Below are 15,949 nucleotides of genomic sequence, written 5' to 3'. Positions count from 1 at the left end.
CACGACGTTCCCGAGCGCGGTCGCCGCCCTCCACCGGCGCCGCTGAGCGGACCCTCCGCACCTGCCCCGCCCGGCCCAGAAACACCGCGATGACCCGAATCCCCTTCACTTACCCACAGCACTTATCCACAACCCGCTCTCACTGTGGACAACTCGCGCTACCAGCACTTTCCCCGCCCCACCCCCGGTAGACTGGACTCGGGGACGCCCCCCTGGGACGGGCGGGGGCTGGGGTAGGCGCGTCAGCCTTGGCGCAGCGTGGTGACCATGGCTTCGACGGCGATTCGCGGCTTCACGTTCAGGTCGATGGCGTCGCGGCATTCCAGGACGGCTTCGAGCCGGCGCAGGATCGAGTCCGGCGCCCAGGCGGAGGCGGCCTGCGCGATTTCCGCGGCGTGGTCGGGGTGGTTCAGCGTCGCCTTCGCGCCGCTCGCGGTCACGAGCACGTCCCGGTAGAACGCGGCGAGGTCCACCAGCGCGAGATCGAGGGTGTCCCGCTGCGTCCGGGTCGCCCGCGACTTCTGGCGCTTCTCGAGTTGCTTCACCGCGGCTTCGGCGGCCCGTTTCGCCCCGGCGACGCCCTTTCCGATGCCGTCACCGCCCATCGCGGTACGGAGTTCGGAACGCTCGGCCTCGTCGCGGACCTTGCTCTCCTCGCCCGCGTCGGCCTCGGCCGCGCTGATCAGCTGATCGGCGCAGGTGAACACATCGGACGGACGGCGCAGGCCGAGCGGGATCCGCAGCACCGTCGCCCGCCGCTGCCGGGCCGCCTCGTCGGTGGCGAGCCGCCGCGCGCGGCCGACGTGTCCACTGGAGACGGACGCGGCCCACCGCGCGCGCTCGGGGTCGACACCGTCGCGTTCCACCAGCACCTGCGCGATCGCTTCGGGCGGCGGCGTCCGCAGGGTGACCAGACGGCACCGCGAGCGGATCGTCACCGAGACGTCGTCCGGGTGATCGGACGGCGCGCACAGCAGGAACACCGTGCGATCCGGCGGCTCCTCGACGGCCTTCAGCAACGCGTTCGACGCGCCTTCGGTCAGCCTGTCGGCGTCCTCGATGACCACCACCTGCCACTTCCCGTTGGTCGGACGGCGGGCGGCGGCCTGGACTAGCGAACGCATTTCGGCGACCGAGATCGAAAGACCCTCAGGCACGACGAGCTTGACGTCGGCGTGGGTACCGGCGAGCACGGTGCGACAGCCGGGACATTCCCCGCAACCGGTGCCGGTGCTGCACTGCAACGCCGCCGCGAACACCCTCGCGGCGGTCGAACGCCCCGATCCGGGCGGGCCGGTGACCAGCCACGCGTGGGTCATCGCACCGGGCGCGACGGGCTGGTTCTCGATGATCCGCGTGGCCGCCGTCGACGCCGAGGAAAGCGTGCGCGCGGCTGGCTCCTGGCCGACGAGCTGCTTCCAGACACCGATCAGCACAGGGGCTTCAGTCATCTCACCTCGACCTTTTCCTCCGCCGGGGCGAGCCCGGCGAGCCTGCCGACGAGCACCGCGCGGATCGCGGTCCGGATCCGGTCGCTCACCTCGTCCTCGGTGCCGTCCGCGTCCACCACGACATACCGGTCCGGATCGGCGGCGGCCATCTCCGTGAGCAGATGCTGCACCCGCCACTGCGCGTCCAGCGACTCCGACTTCACCATCACCGTGCCGGGATCGGCGTCGAGCAGGACGGTGATGTCGGGCCGCAACCTGCCGGTCGCCCAGTCGGCGAGCCCTTCGAGTTCCTGGCTGTCCAGTCCGGCGACCGCGGACAGATGCGCCAGCGGCGAATCCACGAACCGTTCCATCACCACGACCGAACCGGCGTCGAGCGCGGGCTGGATGTCCCGTTCGACGATGTCGGCGCGGACCGCGGCGGCGGCGAGCGCCTGCGCCCGCGCGCCGGACAGCGAAGCACCGGAGAGGAGCTTCGCGAGCCGCTGGTCGTCCAGGGCCGGGTCGGCCGCCAGGACGACGGGACGCGTACCCGCGCGCAGCCATTCGGCCAGCCGCGCGGCCTGGGTCTCGGTGTTGACCGCCCGCGTGCCTTCGAGCGCGATCAGCAGCCCGTTGACGCGACGCGGGCTCCGGCGAAGCGCGTTGCGGAGATCGGCGAGGATCGGCTCGGCGCGCCTGTCGTCCATCTGCCGGTAGGCGAAGATCCCGGCGAGCAACGCGAGGACACCGCCGCCGATCATCACCGGCCGCGTGCCGTCGATCGTGATCTGGCCGCCCCAGACGTCGATCTTGCGTGACTGCACCAGGCTGATCAGCACCGGCACCAGCACGGTCGAGCCGAACAGCACGATCTTCATCAGCGACTGGTAGATCGCGTTGATCCGGCCGCGGATGGAGTCCTCGATCCGCGAGCCGATGATCGTGACACCGGTCAGGAACGCCGTCCCGGCCCAGACCCCGACGGCCGCGACGGCGACCAGCGAAACGGCGAGGTGCGGCGACAGCGCGACGACGATGAGACAGAGACCCGCGGCGACGATCGAGATGCCGAACAGCCGGTCGTGCGCGAGACGGCGGGCGAGCTTCGGCGCCACGGCCATCCCGGTGGCGAGCCCGAGGAAGACGGCGAGCACGAGGAGGTTGAACGCCGCGTCACCGGCGAGGAGGCTGGACGAGTACGGCTTGGCCGAACCGATGACCGCGCCACCGGCGGCGAACGCACCGAAAGCACCGATCATCAGCCCGCGTACCAGCGGCGTCGTCCGCACGAAACGGGCGCCGTCGGAGATCATCTGGCGGAAGCCGAACTTCTCCTCGTCGGCGGGCTTGACCTTGGGTTTCTCGACCGCGTGGACGTTGCGCAGCGAAAGTTCGGGGATCCGGGTGGCGATCACGATGGCGCTGGCCAGGTACAGCATGCCGGTGATGACGACGGCCACCTTCGCGATGCCGAGCTGGGCGTCGCCGTCGAAGAAGTGGAACGTGGTGTTACTACCGGTGAGCACGGCGTTCGCCCCGGCCGCGGTGATCACCGCGAGGCCGTAGGTCATCACCATGCCGAGCTGGTTGGCCGTCTCGACCTGGTCCGGACGGCGCAGCAGGTTCGGCACCGCCGCGTCCTTCGACGGGATCCACATCATCGAGCAGCAGCCGACCAGGAAGTTGCCGACGAACACCCACCACGGAGTGCCGACGAACGCGATCGACAGCAGGAACCCGCACCGGCCGAGGTCGCAGAGCACCATCACCTTGCGGCGGTCGAACCGGTCGGCCAGCAGCCCGCCGAGCGGGGCGAACAGCAGGCCGGGCAGCAGCGACGTCAGCACGACACCGACGAACGCGAAGTTCTGCGCGGCGTAGTTGTCGGTCAGCTTGGTGACCAGGCCGGTCAGTGTCAGCAGGTTCAGCCAGTCCGCGACACTGCACAGATAGGTGACACCCCAGAGTCGCCGGAACGGCTTGATCGCCAGCACCCGCCGCACGCGGTGGATGGTGGAAGTGTCACGGCCCGTCGAACCACCCGTGCCCGCTTCGGGCACCGATTGCACGCCCTCGCTGATACGCCCACCCCACTAGTCACGCGGCGCCGGGCGCGACCCGCGTGTACGCCGAGTCCCCCGACCGTAGAGCCAGGGTAGCCCGATGGGTGACGTCGGCACGGACGGGCCCGTCCGGCGCTACCGCCGGACGGGTTACCCGAAGATGCCCGCGATGCTGTTGAACAGGCTGGCCAGCAGCTGGATGGCGAGGACCGCGAAGACGATCATGAGGGCGATCGCGATCATCACACCGGTGGTGTTGGACGACGGCTTGGCGAGCCGCGGAAGCTGCATCGAACGCTTGGCCCGCCGAACTTCGACCTCGGTCTCTTCGTCGACGTCGACCGGCTCTTCCTGCCTCGCGCGGCGAGGCTGGCGAAGCAGCTGCGGGGGCCTCGACGGCCAGGTGCGTTGCTGGGGAAGGATCCCGATCGGCGTAGCGCCTTGCTCACCGACCGTGCTGATGATCCCGGCGGACGGAAGAAGGGCGGACTGCGCCGTGTCCGGCGTCCGGGCGGGTTGCTCTTCCGCCATCATCGCCGCGTCGACCATCCGGCTCACGACTTCGGGGTCGTGCTGCACCGGCCCGGGGATCGGCAGATGATTTTCTTCCGCCACCGACGAAGCGTCCGGCTGCGCGGCCGTACTGGTCGTGACCAGCCCGGATACCGGGTCGGCGAACGTGTCGCCCGGAGGATCTGCCTGAGTGCCATCGCCTTTCACGAAGTCGGGGGCATCGAAGAAGGGTGTATCGCCCTTCCCGCTCATGGTGACCACCTCACTACGGAATGTCCTCTGCTTCCAGGGTAACCACCTCGGCCCGGCGCACATCCGCCCAATGGGCCAGATAAATGTCACGCGCGGCAAGGCTGATCTTCACATCCTCCAGCAAAGGTTCGAAGAAAGAACGCCGGTACCGGGCATCCGTCGCCGTCGATGCGGCGAAATACAGACCGGAGAAGACCGCGAGGAAAACGGAGACGTTGATGAGCGCGGAACTCACCGGAAGAGGGACACCCAGCAGGGTTCCGGGCGCCGATTCACGGCCGGCGAACACCGTCACCACCTCCGGCCGGAGGATCAGCACGCCGAACACGACGAAGAAGGCGAACACCAGCACCCCGAACGCCACGATCTGCACCGCCTGGGCGAGGAACAGCACCAGGGCGATGTTGAACCGCTCCACCCTCGACAGGGCACGCCGCGCCGGCAGCGGGGTGTCATCGTCGGCGAAGGGCGTACCGCGCAGGACGGGCGCACCGGGCTCCACGGTCCAGGACTTCAGCTCCTTGATCTCGTCGGACAGCATCGAGGCCAGGAACACCGCGCCGATCAGGACGAGGAAGCCGACCACCAGCCACAACCGTCCCGGGCTCAGCCGTTCCACGGCCTGCCACAGCTCGGCGGTGAAGAAGCTGAACATCACCACCAGCAGGAGCAGCGGCAGCGCCCGGGACGCCAGCGTGCCGATGGCCCTGACCTGGGCGACCGCGCTGCGCGCCGCCCAGGTCAGGATCGAACCGACGCCGATCCGCACCAGCAGCATCAGCACGGCCAGCGCGGCGATGTTGGTGAGCACGGCGACCCACAGCGGGTCTTCCCACGCCACCAGCCCAGTGAGGCGTTCACCCAGCGGCAGCACCAGCACCCAGAACCCGACCGTCGCCACCATGACGGCCAGCCGGACTCGGGCGCGACTCAGCACCCGGAGCAGCTTCGCCATCAGGCGGCCGGCGACCACCGGCACCACGACCACGGCGAACGTCAGCGCCAGCACGCCGAGGACGTAGGCGAGGCCGTTGCCGCGCATCCGGGCTTCGAGCACGTCCGGCGGGACGTCGAGCAGCTTCAGCAGCCCCGCGAGCAACAGGTCGAGCAGGCACAGGAACACCAGCCCGGGCGTCGAGCGGCGCACCATGCCGGCGCCGCGTCTTCTCCGGTGGATGACCATCGGCAGCCCTCGACGCCGGAACCACGCGTCGGCCGCCGGCCGGTCCAGATCCATCGCCCGCCCTCCCTCGTTCGCAAGAGGCGGCTACGTCCGGCTCAAGTCCACCGCCTCGTGCAGCCAGCCCGCCAATGCCCGGCGGTCCATTCCACCGAACATCAGCCACCCTTCGGAAGGGGCGGCGTACAAAACGAACCTCCCTGAATCGTTGTCGACGATGACGAATCCGTAGTCCGGGTACTCGGCGTTCAGCCCGCCGAAGGCGACCAGGTCGAGGATCGCCGTCCCGGTCCGCGGACGGCTGAGCGTCTCGACGACCAGGCCGACCTCTTCCTCCTGACCGGGCAGCGGCACGCCGTGTTCGTCGATACGGATGCGCATCGGGGCGGTGTCACCGGCGGGAACGTGCGGGAGCCCGCCGAAGACGCGGGCGCCCAGCTCACCGAAATCGCTCAGGCTGAACGTGGTCCGCCGCCCCGACCGCATCCGCCAGACGACCGCCTGCTGCCCGTCGCCGTAGCAATCGACCCGCACCGAGCGGGGAGCGGACGCGAAGACCCCGGTGAGGACGCCGCGCACCGAGCCCCGCAGCATCACGCCGTGCATCCGGACCGCGGCGGGATGGATCTCGCCGTTCTCCATCAGCCCGGCCTCTTCGAGCATCGCCGCCTTGGCCGCGTACCGCTCGGCCTGCGTGACGAGATCCGCCGGCTCGTCGTAGGACGGGCACAGGCGGCGTATCTCGTCGTCGGTGATCTCCGGGTCGTAGCCCAGGTACACGCTCCGGCGTTCCGGCACGGCACGCAGCACCGGCTCGGCGGCACGCTTCATCAGTTCCCGCACCGTGGCCGGCTCACGCATGGTTCTGCACCGCCTTCACGATCCACTGTTCGGCCGTCGACCGGGTGGCCGGTCCCCAGGTGAGCGTCCAGCGGCCGGCGCTGTTCATCGCCGCGCTGAACTGGTAGCGGCCGAGGTCGTTGTCCACCAGGCCGAACGCGCCGTGCGGATACTCGGCGAGGATGGCGTTCCGCACCGCGAGATCGACCAGGACCGTGCCGTGACGCGGCCGCGAAGCACCCTCGCGGATCACCTCGACGGCCTCCCGGGCCCGCGTCGGGATCAACCCGCCCGCGTCCGTCTCGATGCGCACTGTCTCGCCGGCGCCCGGCGGATGATCGGGCAGCCCGTCGAACACCCATCCCGGGAGCGCGCTGAGGAAACCGGACCGCAGGCGCGCTCGCCTGCCGAGCTTGTTCAGCACCGTGGTGTAGTCCTCGTCGCCGAAGAACCGGACCTCCCACGGCTCCGCGCGCGACGGGAAGACGCCGGTCACGACGCCGCGGATGAACCCTCCGCGCAGCGCGCGATACAGGCCGACGGCCTCGGGCGTGACCTCACCGCCCGGGGCGAGCCCGATCGCCGTCATCCCGCTGACGAACCGGGTGTACTGCTCCACCTCCTCGGCAAGGGTGAGCCCGGGGGTCGGCTCCTCGTCGGCCAGCACCGGCGGCACGGAGAGCTCCGGATCGTAGAACTCCATCACCGAGGGACGCTCCGGAACCTCGGCGGCCAGCGGGGCGATGACCTCGTCGATGACGTCGAAGACAGCGGTCGTTGAAGTGCTCACCTGACCATTGAACACCCTGGTACCGACAATTTTTAGAACTTTTGTTCGAACGGGTGAGACCGTTCGGCGAGCGGTCGGTGAGCGGTAGCGGGGGACCTTTGGTGTCGCTTCCGGCCGGCCGGTCCCGGCACCCGCCGCCGGATGTCACAAGGGGTCCCCATGGGACGAAATTCGTCCTATGGGGACCCCTCATGACACTCGGGCTGGGCTGGCGACAGAAGCTACTTCGTCTTCGTGGCCGTCGAGCGCGAAGCGGGCTTCTTGGCGGCAGTCGACTTCGCGGCCGCCGTCTTGGTCGCGGTCGTCTTGGTCGCGGTGGTCTTCTTCGCCGCAGCCGACTTGGTGGCCGTCGTCTTCGACGCCGCGGGCTTGCGCGCCGGAGCCTTGCGCTTGGGCGCCGGGCCCTTCGCACGCTTCTCCGCCAGCAGTTCGGCACCGCGCTCGGCGGTCAGCTCCTCGACGCTGTCCGACTTCCGCAGCGTCGCGTTGTACTCGCCATCGGTCACGTACGGACCGAAGCGGCCGTCCTTGACCACCATCGGCTTGCCGGACACCGGGTCGTCGCCCAGCTCCTTCAGCGGCGGCTTCGCGGTCGCGGAGCGGCCACGCTGCTTCGGCTCCGAGTAGATCTTCAGCGCCTCTTCGAGCGTGATCGAGAACAGCTGGTCCTCGGTCGTGAGCGAACGCGAGTCCGTGCCCTTCTTCAGGTACGGCCCGTAGCGCCCGTTCTGCGCGGTGATCTCGTCGCCGGACTCCGGGTCCTTACCGACCACGCGCGGCAGCGAGAGCAGCTTCAGCGCGTCTTCGAGGGTCATCGTCTCGATCGACATCGACTTGAACAACGAGCCCGTACGCGGCTTCGGCTGCTTCGCCTTCGCGGCCTTCTTCTGCGCGGCTGTCGCTCCCTCGGGCAGCGGCTCCGGCTCGGGCAGCAGCTCGGTGACGTACGGGCCGAAGCGGCCTTCCTTCGCCACGATCTCGTGCCCGCTGACCGGGTCCGTGCCGAGCACGCGGCCTTCCTGCGGGGTCGCGAACAGCTTCTCGGCGAGTTCCGGGGTCAGCTCGTCCGGCGGCAGGTCCTCGGGCAGGTTCGCCCGCTGCGACGTGCCGTCGACCTCGCGCTCGAGGTACGGGCCGTAGCGGCCGACGCGCACGACGACGGTGTGGCCGTCGGCGTCGCTGAACAGCGGGATCGAGTTGATCTCGCGGGCGTCGATGTCCTCGACGCCGGAGCCGACCAGCTTCTTCAGCCCGCCGAGCCTGCCGACGGAACCGTCGACGCCCATGTCGCCGCCGAAGTAGAACTTCGACAGCCACTGCGTCCGGTGTTCGTCACCGGCGGCGATGCGGTCGAGCTCGTCCTCCATCCCGGCGGTGAAGTCGTAGTCGACCAGCCGCTCGAAGTGCCGCTCCATCAGGCCGATCACGGCGAACGCGACCCAGGAGGGCACCAGCGCGGAACCCTTCTTCCACACGTAGCCGCGGTCCTGGATGGTCTTGATGATCGACGCGTACGTCGACGGGCGGCCGATGCCCAGCTCTTCGAGCTTGCTGACCAGACTCGGCTCCGAGTAGCGCGCCGGCGGCGACGTCGTGTGCCCGTCCGGGCTCAGCTCGGTCGCGGTCAGCGCCTGGTCCTTGACCAGCTGCGGGAGACGGCTCTGCTTGTCGTCCGCTTCGCCACCGCTCTCGGTGTCGACGGCCTCGACGTACGCCTTGAGGAACCCGGCGAAGGTGATCGTGCGGCCCGAGGAGGCGAAGGTGCACTCCTCGCCGCTGGTGGCCGTGCCGACGATGCGCACCGACATCGTGGTGCCCTTCGCGTCCGCCATCTGCGACGCGATCGTGCGCTGCCAGATCATCTCGTAAAGGCGGTACTCGTCGGTGTCCAGATCCTTCGCGACCTGGCCCGGCGTGCGGAAGACCTCGCCGGAGGGACGGATCGCCTCGTGGGCTTCCTGCGCGTTCTTCACCTTGCGGGTGTACTGGCGCGGAGACGGCGAGACGTATTCCTTGCCGTACAGCTGCGTCGCCTGGCTGCGTGCCGCCGAGATCGCCGACTCCGACAGCGTCGTGGAGTCGGTACGCATATAAGTGATGTACCCGTTCTCGTACAGCTTCTGCGCGATCCGCATGGTGCGCTCGGAGGTGAACCGCAGCTTGCGGCCCGCCTCCTGCTGCAGGGTCGAGGTCATGAAGGGCGCGTACGGCTTCCGCGTGTACGGCTTCTCCTCGACGCTCGCGACCTTGAAGTCGCGGTTCTTCAGCGCCTCGGCCAGCCGGACGGCGTCGGCCTCGGCCAGCACGCGGATCTCGTTGTTCGAAGCCTTGAGCCGTCCGTCGGAACCGAAGTCGCGGCCCGTGGCCAGGCGCGCGCCGTCGACGGCGATCATCCTGGCCGGGAAGTTCCGCGGCGACGCCTCGGCGCCGGCGTCCATCGTCGCGGAGATGTCCCAGTACGACGCCGAGGTGAAGCGCATGCGCTCGCGTTCCCGCTCGACCACGATGCGGGTCGCCACGGACTGCACCCGGCCCGCCGAAAGCTTCGGCATGACCTTCTTCCACAGCACGGGCGAGACCTCGTAGCCGTAGAGCCGGTCCAGGATGCGGCGGGTCTCCTGCGCGTCGACCAGGTCGCCGTCGAGTTCACGGGTGCTGTCGGCCGCGGCGCGGATCGCCTGCTCGGTGACCTCGTGGAAGACCATCCGGCGGACCGGGACCTTCGGCTTGAGGGTCTCCAGCAGATGCCACGCGATGGCTTCGCCCTCGCGGTCGGGGTCCGTGGCGAGGTAGAGCTCGTCGACGTCCTTCAACAGGCTCTTCAGCTCGGTGACCTTGGACTTCTTGTCCGGCGTGACGACGTAGAGCGCCTTGAAGTCGTTGTCGACGTCGACACCCAGCCGGGCCCACGACTCACCCTTGTACTGGGCGGGTACGTCGGCCGCGCCGCGGGGAAGGTCACGGATGTGCCCGACGGAGGACTCCACGACGTAGTTCGCGCCGAGGTACGGAGCGATCTTGCGGGCCTTGGTCGGCGACTCGACGATCACCAGCCGACGGCGGCCCGCGCCATCGTCCGACGCCGCGGTCTTCTTCGTCCGTGCTCCTGCCACGCTGTCCTGCTCTCCGCTCATCTTCGGCGCCTTCGCGCCGCCTCTCGACCCGTCAGTGTGCACGCTCGCACCACCCGGACCACGTCTAGGTGGTGCAACACGCCGCCGATCGTGTGTCCAGCGCATCGCCGCTGACCTCGCCGATGTTTCCTTTCAACACCTAGCACGTGATGTCGGACACGTCCGCCTGGGGTCCCGCGTGACCGGGTCAACACCCTCCGTTCGACGGTGGTGGGTCCTTCCCGCCAACGCTTCACTTGATATCCACGCCGACCCGAAAGGACTCCACGTGACCCGACGACTTCTCGGCACCCTGTTCGCCATGCTGACCGCATCCGCACTGGTCGGCGTCACCCCGGCGGAGGCGGCGACGACCACTTTCGCCGGAACCGTGGCCTTGTCGAACTGCTCCGGGTCGGTGGTCAAACCGCCCGAGGCGAGCCTGGACGACCCGGCCCTCGTCCTCTCCAACGGGCATTGCCTCCAAGAAGGTTTCCCGGACCCTGGAGAAGTAATCGTCAACAAGCCCTCGTCACGGACCTTCAGCCTGCTGTCCAAGGACGGCCGTCCACTGGGCACGCTCACGGCGAAGAAGCTGGTCTACGCGACGATGACCGACACCGACGTCTCGCTGTACCAGCTCACCACCAGCTATTCCAAGATCCGGTCGACCTACGGTATCTCCCCGCTGACACTGTCGCCGACCCGTCCTTCGGCCGGTGTCGCGATGGACGTGGTCTCGGGGTACTGGAAGAAGATCTACTCCTGCAACATCGACGGTTTCGTCCACGAGCTGCACGAGGCGGACTGGGTCTGGAAAGACTCGATCAGGTACACCTCGGCGTGCAAGACGATCGGCGGGACCTCGGGGTCGCCGATCATCGAGACCTCGACCGGGAAGGTCGTCGGCGTCAACAACACCGGCAACGAAAGCGGTCAGCGGTGCACGATGAACAACCCGTGCGAGGTCGACGCCGCCGGCAACGTGACCGTGCGGAAGGGCATCAACTACGGGGAGCAGACCTATCAGCTGACGTCCTGCCTTTCCCATAGCGAGCTGGACCTGGCGAACCCGAACTGCAGGGCGCCGAAGCCCTGACGCCCTCGTCTCCTCTGTCACCGAATGTTATGAACGGGACTTTCATTGCAGAATTTGCAATGAAAGTCCCGTTCATAACACTCTCCAGGCCTCAGACAGCGCGGACGACGGGCACCAAACTCGGCCAGGCGGGCTCCGCACCCACGGGCGCGTCCCCGATCAGCTCCAGCACGTGCGCGAGCCGCCGACGGCCCGTGATGCGCAGCAACGAATCTTCACCCTTGAACACCTTCGCCGGGACGCCCAGCTGGGCCAGCGCCGTGATCAGCCGTTCGTGCGTTTCCGGCGCCTCCGGATCGAGCGCGAGCAGGTAGCCGTTGCCCTGCGGGCTGCCCGCGGCCAGCGCCCACATCCTCAGCATCGCGCCGTCCAGCCGGAACCCGTCGGGCAGTACCTTTTCTTCACCACGAGTCCAGTGCCGTTCCAGCGGCAGCAGATCGACCCGGAACGGCGTTCTCACCAGCGGCCGCCCGCAGTCCGCGGCGGTGACCTGCGCCTCCGCGCCGCGACGGCGGCATTCCCTCGCCAGGGCACGCGCCCGCCACGGCTCGTCGACCACGGCGGACAGGCGCGCGGCCGTCCGCCCGAAGCCCGCCATCCGCCCGGGCCCGCACAGCACACCGGCGAGGTCGGCGAGCCCAGGCCCGCTCGCCTCCGCCGAGAAGAGCGAGATCGTCCCGTCCACTCCGACAGAATAGAACACAAGTTCGACTCATAGCCAGTGACAGCCCGGTGACTCAGCGCGGTTGCTTGACCAATTCCTGGCAAACGGGGATCCGGCTGCTCGCCGAAGCGAGCTGAGGGACGTCGTTAAGGCCCCTGAGAAGGTCGAGGCGGTCGAGTTCGTCGAGGGACGACCTCGCGTCGCGAAGAGCCGTCTTCGTCGCCTCGGCGTCGGTTGAGGAGTCGAGGCGGTGACGGACATCGTCGGCTCGGGCGCGGATGCCGTCGAGCTGGGCGACCGCGGCCGTTCGCGAGGCGTCGCCGCCGGCGACCGGTGACGGGCCGAGGCTCCGCAGCGCGGCGGACGTGCGGTTCAGCCCTTCGACCACCGAGCCCATCAGCTCACTGGAGGTCCGGGACGCCTGTTGCGGCGTGCTCGGATCGACGCTGGGCAACGTCGACAGCGCACGCACGAGGCTGCCCGCGGCGCCGCAGTATCCCTCCGCCCAGGCGGAGGTGGGGTCGGCCTGCGACGCGCTGACCGTCGCGAGACCTTCTTGTCTGGCTTGGGAAGTCACCGCGGACTGCTGCCCGCACCCGGCGAGGCCGAGCCCGATACCTGTTGCTAGCGCGGCAAGGACGGTGAACCGCGGCCGCACGAAAACACCTCCCGACCTGACGACTTCCCAGCTGGCCCCCGACGGTACCGATCCCGGGTGGCAATGCAAATCAACGTGACGACAAGAAAGGTCAGGAAGGCAGCTTCTTGCAGTTCGGGGCCTGTGCTGCCAGCGCTTTCAGCGACGCGTTCGTTTCCAGCTGCTGGAACGGGTCGGGCATGTCGTTGATGGCGGACCCGATCTGCTGGAACGAGACCGCGGCGGCAGCGGCGGCCATCTTGTCGTCCTTCGGCGCGGCGTCCAATTTGGTCTTCGCCGCGACGACCTGGTCTCGCAGCGGCGTCAGCGCGTCGACGAGGCTCTTGCGGGCGGCATCGGCTTCCGCGCTCGGCCCCTGGCCGAGGCCCTTCAGTCCGGTGACGGCGTTGTCGAAACCGGGAGCGAACACCCCGAAGGCCTCGTCCATCGCCTTCCGCGCGCTCGCGACATCGCCCTGCTGGACTTCGGGCATCTTGAAGTCGCCGATCTTGGCGAAGTCGATCAGCGAGCCGCAGAAGCCGTCCATCCACGAGGCCCCGGCCGCGGCGGCGGGGGAAGAAGTGGCGGGAGAAGAAGGTGCGGGAGCGGCGGGCGGCGTCTCGGCGCCACCACCACAGCCCGTCAGCAGGAAAGCGGTGGCGAAAAGCGCGAACGAACGCCTCATGGCAGGACTCCCCGGAACAGGATCGGCTTGACGCGCAGAGATTAGCCTGCCCCGGGAAAAACGCCGGGCCCGCCACGAAAAACGTGACGGGCCCGGCGGTGGGAATCTTCGGCGTTACGCCTTCGCTTCCGCGGGTGTGTCGGAAAGAACCGACTCACGCCGCTTGGAAATGACGATCGCCGCGACGATGATCGCGACGGCGACCAGCGAGATCGCGATACGGATGCCGACGTTGGCGTCCGCGCCGATCGAGAACTGCACGACCGCCGGGGCGATCAGCACCGAAACCAGGTTCATCACCTTGATCAGCGGGTTGATCGCGGGACCGGCGGTGTCCTTGAACGGGTCACCCACGGTGTCACCGATGATGGTGGCCTCGTGCGCGTCCGAACCCTTGCCGCCGTGGCTTCCGTCCTCCACGAGCTTCTTCGCGTTGTCCCAGGCGCCACCGGAGTTGGCGAGGAAGATCGCCATCAGGGTGCCGGTCGCGATCGCGCCGGCGAGGTAGCCGGCGAGCGCGCCGGTGCCGAGGCCGAAACCGACCGCGATCGGGGCGAAGACCGCGAGCAGACCGGGCGTGGTCAGCTCACGCAGCGAGTCACGCGTGACGATGTCGACGACCCGGCCGTACTCGGGGCGGGTGGTGCCCTCCATGATCCCCGGGATGTCGCGGAACTGGCGGCGCACTTCGTAGACGACCGCGCCGGCGGCCCGGGACACCGCGTTGACCGCGAGACCGGAGAACAGGAACACGACCGCCGCACCGACGATCACGCCGACGAGGGTGTTCGGGCTGACGACCGAGTTGACGAAGAAGTTCAGCGCGTCCGTACTGGCCTGCGCCGCCTCCGGAATCGACTTCAGCGCCTTGCTGATCGCGTCCTGATAGGACCCGAACAGCGCCGTCGCCGCGAGGACCGCCGTGGCGATCGCGATGCCCTTGGTGATGGCCTTGGTGGTGTTGCCGACCGCGTCGAGTTCGGTGAGGATCTGCGCCGCCTCTTCGTCGACGTCGCCCGACATCTCGGCGATGCCCTGCGCGTTGTCCGAAATCGGGCCGAAGGTGTCCATGGCGACGATGACGCCGACGGTGGTGAGCAGACCGGTTCCGGCCAGCGCCACGGCGAACAGCGCCACGCCGCCGCCGAGCAGGTACGCGCCGAACACGGCCGCGCCGATGACCAGGGCGGTGTACACGGCGGATTCGAAACCGACCGAGATACCGGCCAGGATCACCGTCGCCGCACCGGTTTCCGACGACTTGCCGACTTCCTTCACCGGCTTGTGCTCGGTGCCGGTGTAGTACCCGGTGAGCTTCAGGATGACCGCGGCGAGCACGATGCCGATGATCACCGAGATGGTCGCGATGAGGGCCGGGCTGCCGGACTGGGTGGTGGCCCCGCTGGTCAGCTCGGAGAACGAGCCGGGCAGGTAGACGAACGCCGCGATCGTCGAAAGCACCGCGGAAATGGCCGCGGAGATGTAGAACGAGCGGTTGATCGTGACGAGGCCGCCCTCGCCCGCCTTGGCCTTGGTGATGTAGACACCGATGACCGCGGTGATCACGCCGATGGCGGGAACGATGAGCGGGAAGATCAGGCCGTGCACGCCGAAGGCGGTGCTGCCCAGGATCAGTGCCGCCACGAGCATGACCGCGTACGACTCGAAGAGGTCCGCCGCCATCCCGGCGCAGTCACCCACGTTGTCACCGACGTTGTCGGCGATGGTGGCCGCGTTGCGCGGGTCGTCCTCGGGGATGCCCTGCTCGACCTTGCCGACCAGGTCCGCGCCGACGTCGGCGGCCTTCGTGAAGATACCGCCGCCGACACGCATGAACATCGCGATCAGCGCGGCACCGAAACCGAAGCCCTCCAACACCTTCGGGGCCTGTCCGGTGTAGACCAGGACGACCACCGCGGCGCCGAAGAGACCGAGGCCGACGGTGATCATGCCGACCACGCCACCGGTGCGGAAGGCCAGGCGCATCGCCTTCTCGCGACCGCCTTCCTCACGCGACGCGGCCGCGACCCGCAGGTTCGCCTGCGTCGCCAGCCACATGCCGAGATAGCCGATCGCGAAGGAGAACGCCGCGCCGACCAGGAAGAAGATCGACCTGCCGATCTTCTCGTTCCAGTCATCGGCCGGCAAAGCGAAGAGCAGCAAGAACACGATTCCCCCGAAGATCACGAGGGTGTTGCGCTGCCGTTTGAGATAGGCAGCCGCACCTTCCTGCACTGCCTTCGCGATGTCCTGCATCTTGGTGGTGCCCTGGCCCGCGGCCAGCACCTCCTTGAGCAGAACGTAGCCGATGACCAGTGCGGCAAGGGCGACCACGGCGATCACACCGACGATGGTGTAACCACCTCCGGTGAGCGAGAGTTCGCCCGCCGCGAGGAACTGCCGGGACATTCGTCCTCCTGGAGACGTCGCCGTTGGCCAACGACGATCCGCCGATGGAGCCGGCGTGTCGACGTTGGCATGGGGATCTGAGCCGAACGTCACGCTAGTCGCACTGCAAGGCACGTCTCACATGACGCTCGCCACAGACGGTGTGGATTGCGGGAGTGTATTGGTAGTGGGATGGCGGGCGGCAAGGCGTCCCCGGCACCGTACGTTCCGTTACCTTGTGAGGCTGATCACTGTATCGATCATCCGCGACCCTTCCCGAGGCCCGTTCCGG

The 15,949-nt window shown here is 68.5% G+C and carries 12 protein-coding genes; 1 reads left to right on the top strand and 11 read right to left on the bottom strand.

All coding sequences use genetic code 11. From position 1 onward, the window contains the following. Positions 1–242 precede the first annotated feature (242 nt). The 7 genes from SD37_RS02780 to topA all read right to left on the bottom strand — a co-directional run bounded on the left by SD37_RS02780 (position 243) and on the right by topA (position 10,205). Entirely contained in the window at positions 243–1,451 is a 1,209-nt protein-coding gene (locus SD37_RS02780; protein ID WP_044853702.1) for a DNA polymerase III subunit delta', read from the bottom strand. Continuing rightward, positions 1,448–3,502, bottom strand: coding sequence for a bifunctional MFS transporter/dTMP kinase (locus SD37_RS02775; protein ID WP_044853701.1), 2,055 nt, complete (start codon positions 3,500–3,502; stop codon positions 1,448–1,450). Before SD37_RS02775 ends, SD37_RS02780 begins: the two co-directional genes overlap by 4 nt. Before the next feature lie 144 nt (positions 3,503–3,646). Then, positions 3,647–4,261, bottom strand: coding sequence for a hypothetical protein (locus SD37_RS02770; RefSeq protein ID WP_236725261.1), 615 nt, complete (start codon positions 4,259–4,261; stop codon positions 3,647–3,649). A 13-nt stretch (positions 4,262–4,274) separates the two neighbouring features. Further along, positions 4,275–5,498 carry a hypothetical protein gene (locus SD37_RS02765; RefSeq protein ID WP_044853699.1) on the bottom strand — a complete coding sequence of 408 codons (1,224 nt, stop codon included), beginning with the start codon at positions 5,496–5,498 and terminating at the stop codon, positions 4,275–4,277. 30 nt (positions 5,499–5,528) lie between these two features. Further along, entirely contained in the window at positions 5,529–6,302 is a 774-nt protein-coding gene (locus SD37_RS02760; RefSeq protein WP_044853698.1) for an ESX secretion-associated protein EspG, read from the bottom strand. Then, complete coding sequence (locus SD37_RS02755; protein WP_044853697.1) at positions 6,295–7,086, bottom strand: ESX secretion-associated protein EspG; 792 nt, start codon at positions 7,084–7,086, stop codon at positions 6,295–6,297. Before SD37_RS02755 ends, SD37_RS02760 begins: the two co-directional genes overlap by 8 nt. Positions 7,087–7,292: 206 nt before the next feature. Further along, complete coding sequence (gene topA, locus SD37_RS02750; RefSeq protein ID WP_174567817.1) at positions 7,293–10,205, bottom strand: type I DNA topoisomerase; 2,913 nt, start codon at positions 10,203–10,205, stop codon at positions 7,293–7,295. Positions 10,206–10,473: 268 nt separating this feature from the next. On the opposite strand from topA, the gene SD37_RS02745 reads away from it, so the two are divergent. Continuing rightward, entirely contained in the window at positions 10,474–11,283 is an 810-nt protein-coding gene (locus SD37_RS02745; RefSeq protein WP_044853696.1) for a S1 family peptidase, read from the top strand. A gap of 91 nt (positions 11,284–11,374) precedes the next feature. On the opposite strand, the gene SD37_RS02740 is transcribed toward SD37_RS02745, so the two are convergent. From SD37_RS02740 to SD37_RS02725, 4 genes are all read right to left on the bottom strand, one after another. Continuing rightward, entirely contained in the window at positions 11,375–11,986 is a 612-nt protein-coding gene (locus tag SD37_RS02740; RefSeq protein ID WP_044853695.1) for a hypothetical protein, read from the bottom strand. A gap of 34 nt (positions 11,987–12,020) precedes the next feature. Next, complete coding sequence (locus tag SD37_RS02735) at positions 12,021–12,605, bottom strand: hypothetical protein (RefSeq protein ID WP_044853694.1); 585 nt, start codon at positions 12,603–12,605, stop codon at positions 12,021–12,023. Positions 12,606–12,696: 91 nt separating this feature from the next. Continuing rightward, positions 12,697–13,269 carry a hypothetical protein gene (locus SD37_RS02730; protein WP_236725259.1) on the bottom strand — a complete coding sequence of 191 codons (573 nt, stop codon included), beginning with the start codon at positions 13,267–13,269 and terminating at the stop codon, positions 12,697–12,699. Between the two features lie 114 nt (positions 13,270–13,383). Then, a complete protein-coding gene (locus SD37_RS02725) occupies positions 13,384–15,678 on the bottom strand; it encodes a sodium-translocating pyrophosphatase (RefSeq protein ID WP_044853693.1) in 2,295 nt (764 codons plus the stop codon). Positions 15,679–15,949: the final 271 nt, after the last annotated feature.

This window comes from Amycolatopsis orientalis, from assembly GCF_000943515.2.
Lineage (GTDB): Bacteria > Actinomycetota > Actinomycetes > Mycobacteriales > Pseudonocardiaceae > Amycolatopsis > Amycolatopsis orientalis.
Note: the sequence above shows the minus strand (reverse complement) of the source record. Positions and strands in the feature narration are given on the sequence as shown.

What these genes read in the sequence shown, in the direction of transcription:
- SD37_RS02765 (WP_044853699.1), bottom strand. Translation starts at nt 5,498, where the DNA reads ATGGATCTGGACCGGCCGGCGGCCGACGCGTGGTTCCGGCGTCGAGGG.
- SD37_RS02730 (WP_236725259.1), bottom strand. Translation starts at nt 13,269, where the DNA reads ATGAGGCGTTCGTTCGCGCTTTTCGCCACCGCTTTCCTGCTGACGGGC.
- SD37_RS02760 (WP_044853698.1), bottom strand. Translation starts at nt 6,302, where the DNA reads ATGCGTGAGCCGGCCACGGTGCGGGAACTGATGAAGCGTGCCGCCGAG.
- SD37_RS02725 (WP_044853693.1), bottom strand. Translation starts at nt 15,678, where the DNA reads ATGTCCCGGCAGTTCCTCGCGGCGGGCGAACTCTCGCTCACCGGAGGT.
- SD37_RS02780 (WP_044853702.1), bottom strand. Translation starts at nt 1,451, where the DNA reads ATGACTGAAGCCCCTGTGCTGATCGGTGTCTGGAAGCAGCTCGTCGGC.
- SD37_RS02770 (WP_236725261.1), bottom strand. Translation starts at nt 4,261, where the DNA reads ATGAGCGGGAAGGGCGATACACCCTTCTTCGATGCCCCCGACTTCGTG.
- topA (WP_174567817.1), bottom strand. Translation starts at nt 10,205, where the DNA reads ATGAGCGGAGAGCAGGACAGCGTGGCAGGAGCACGGACGAAGAAGACC.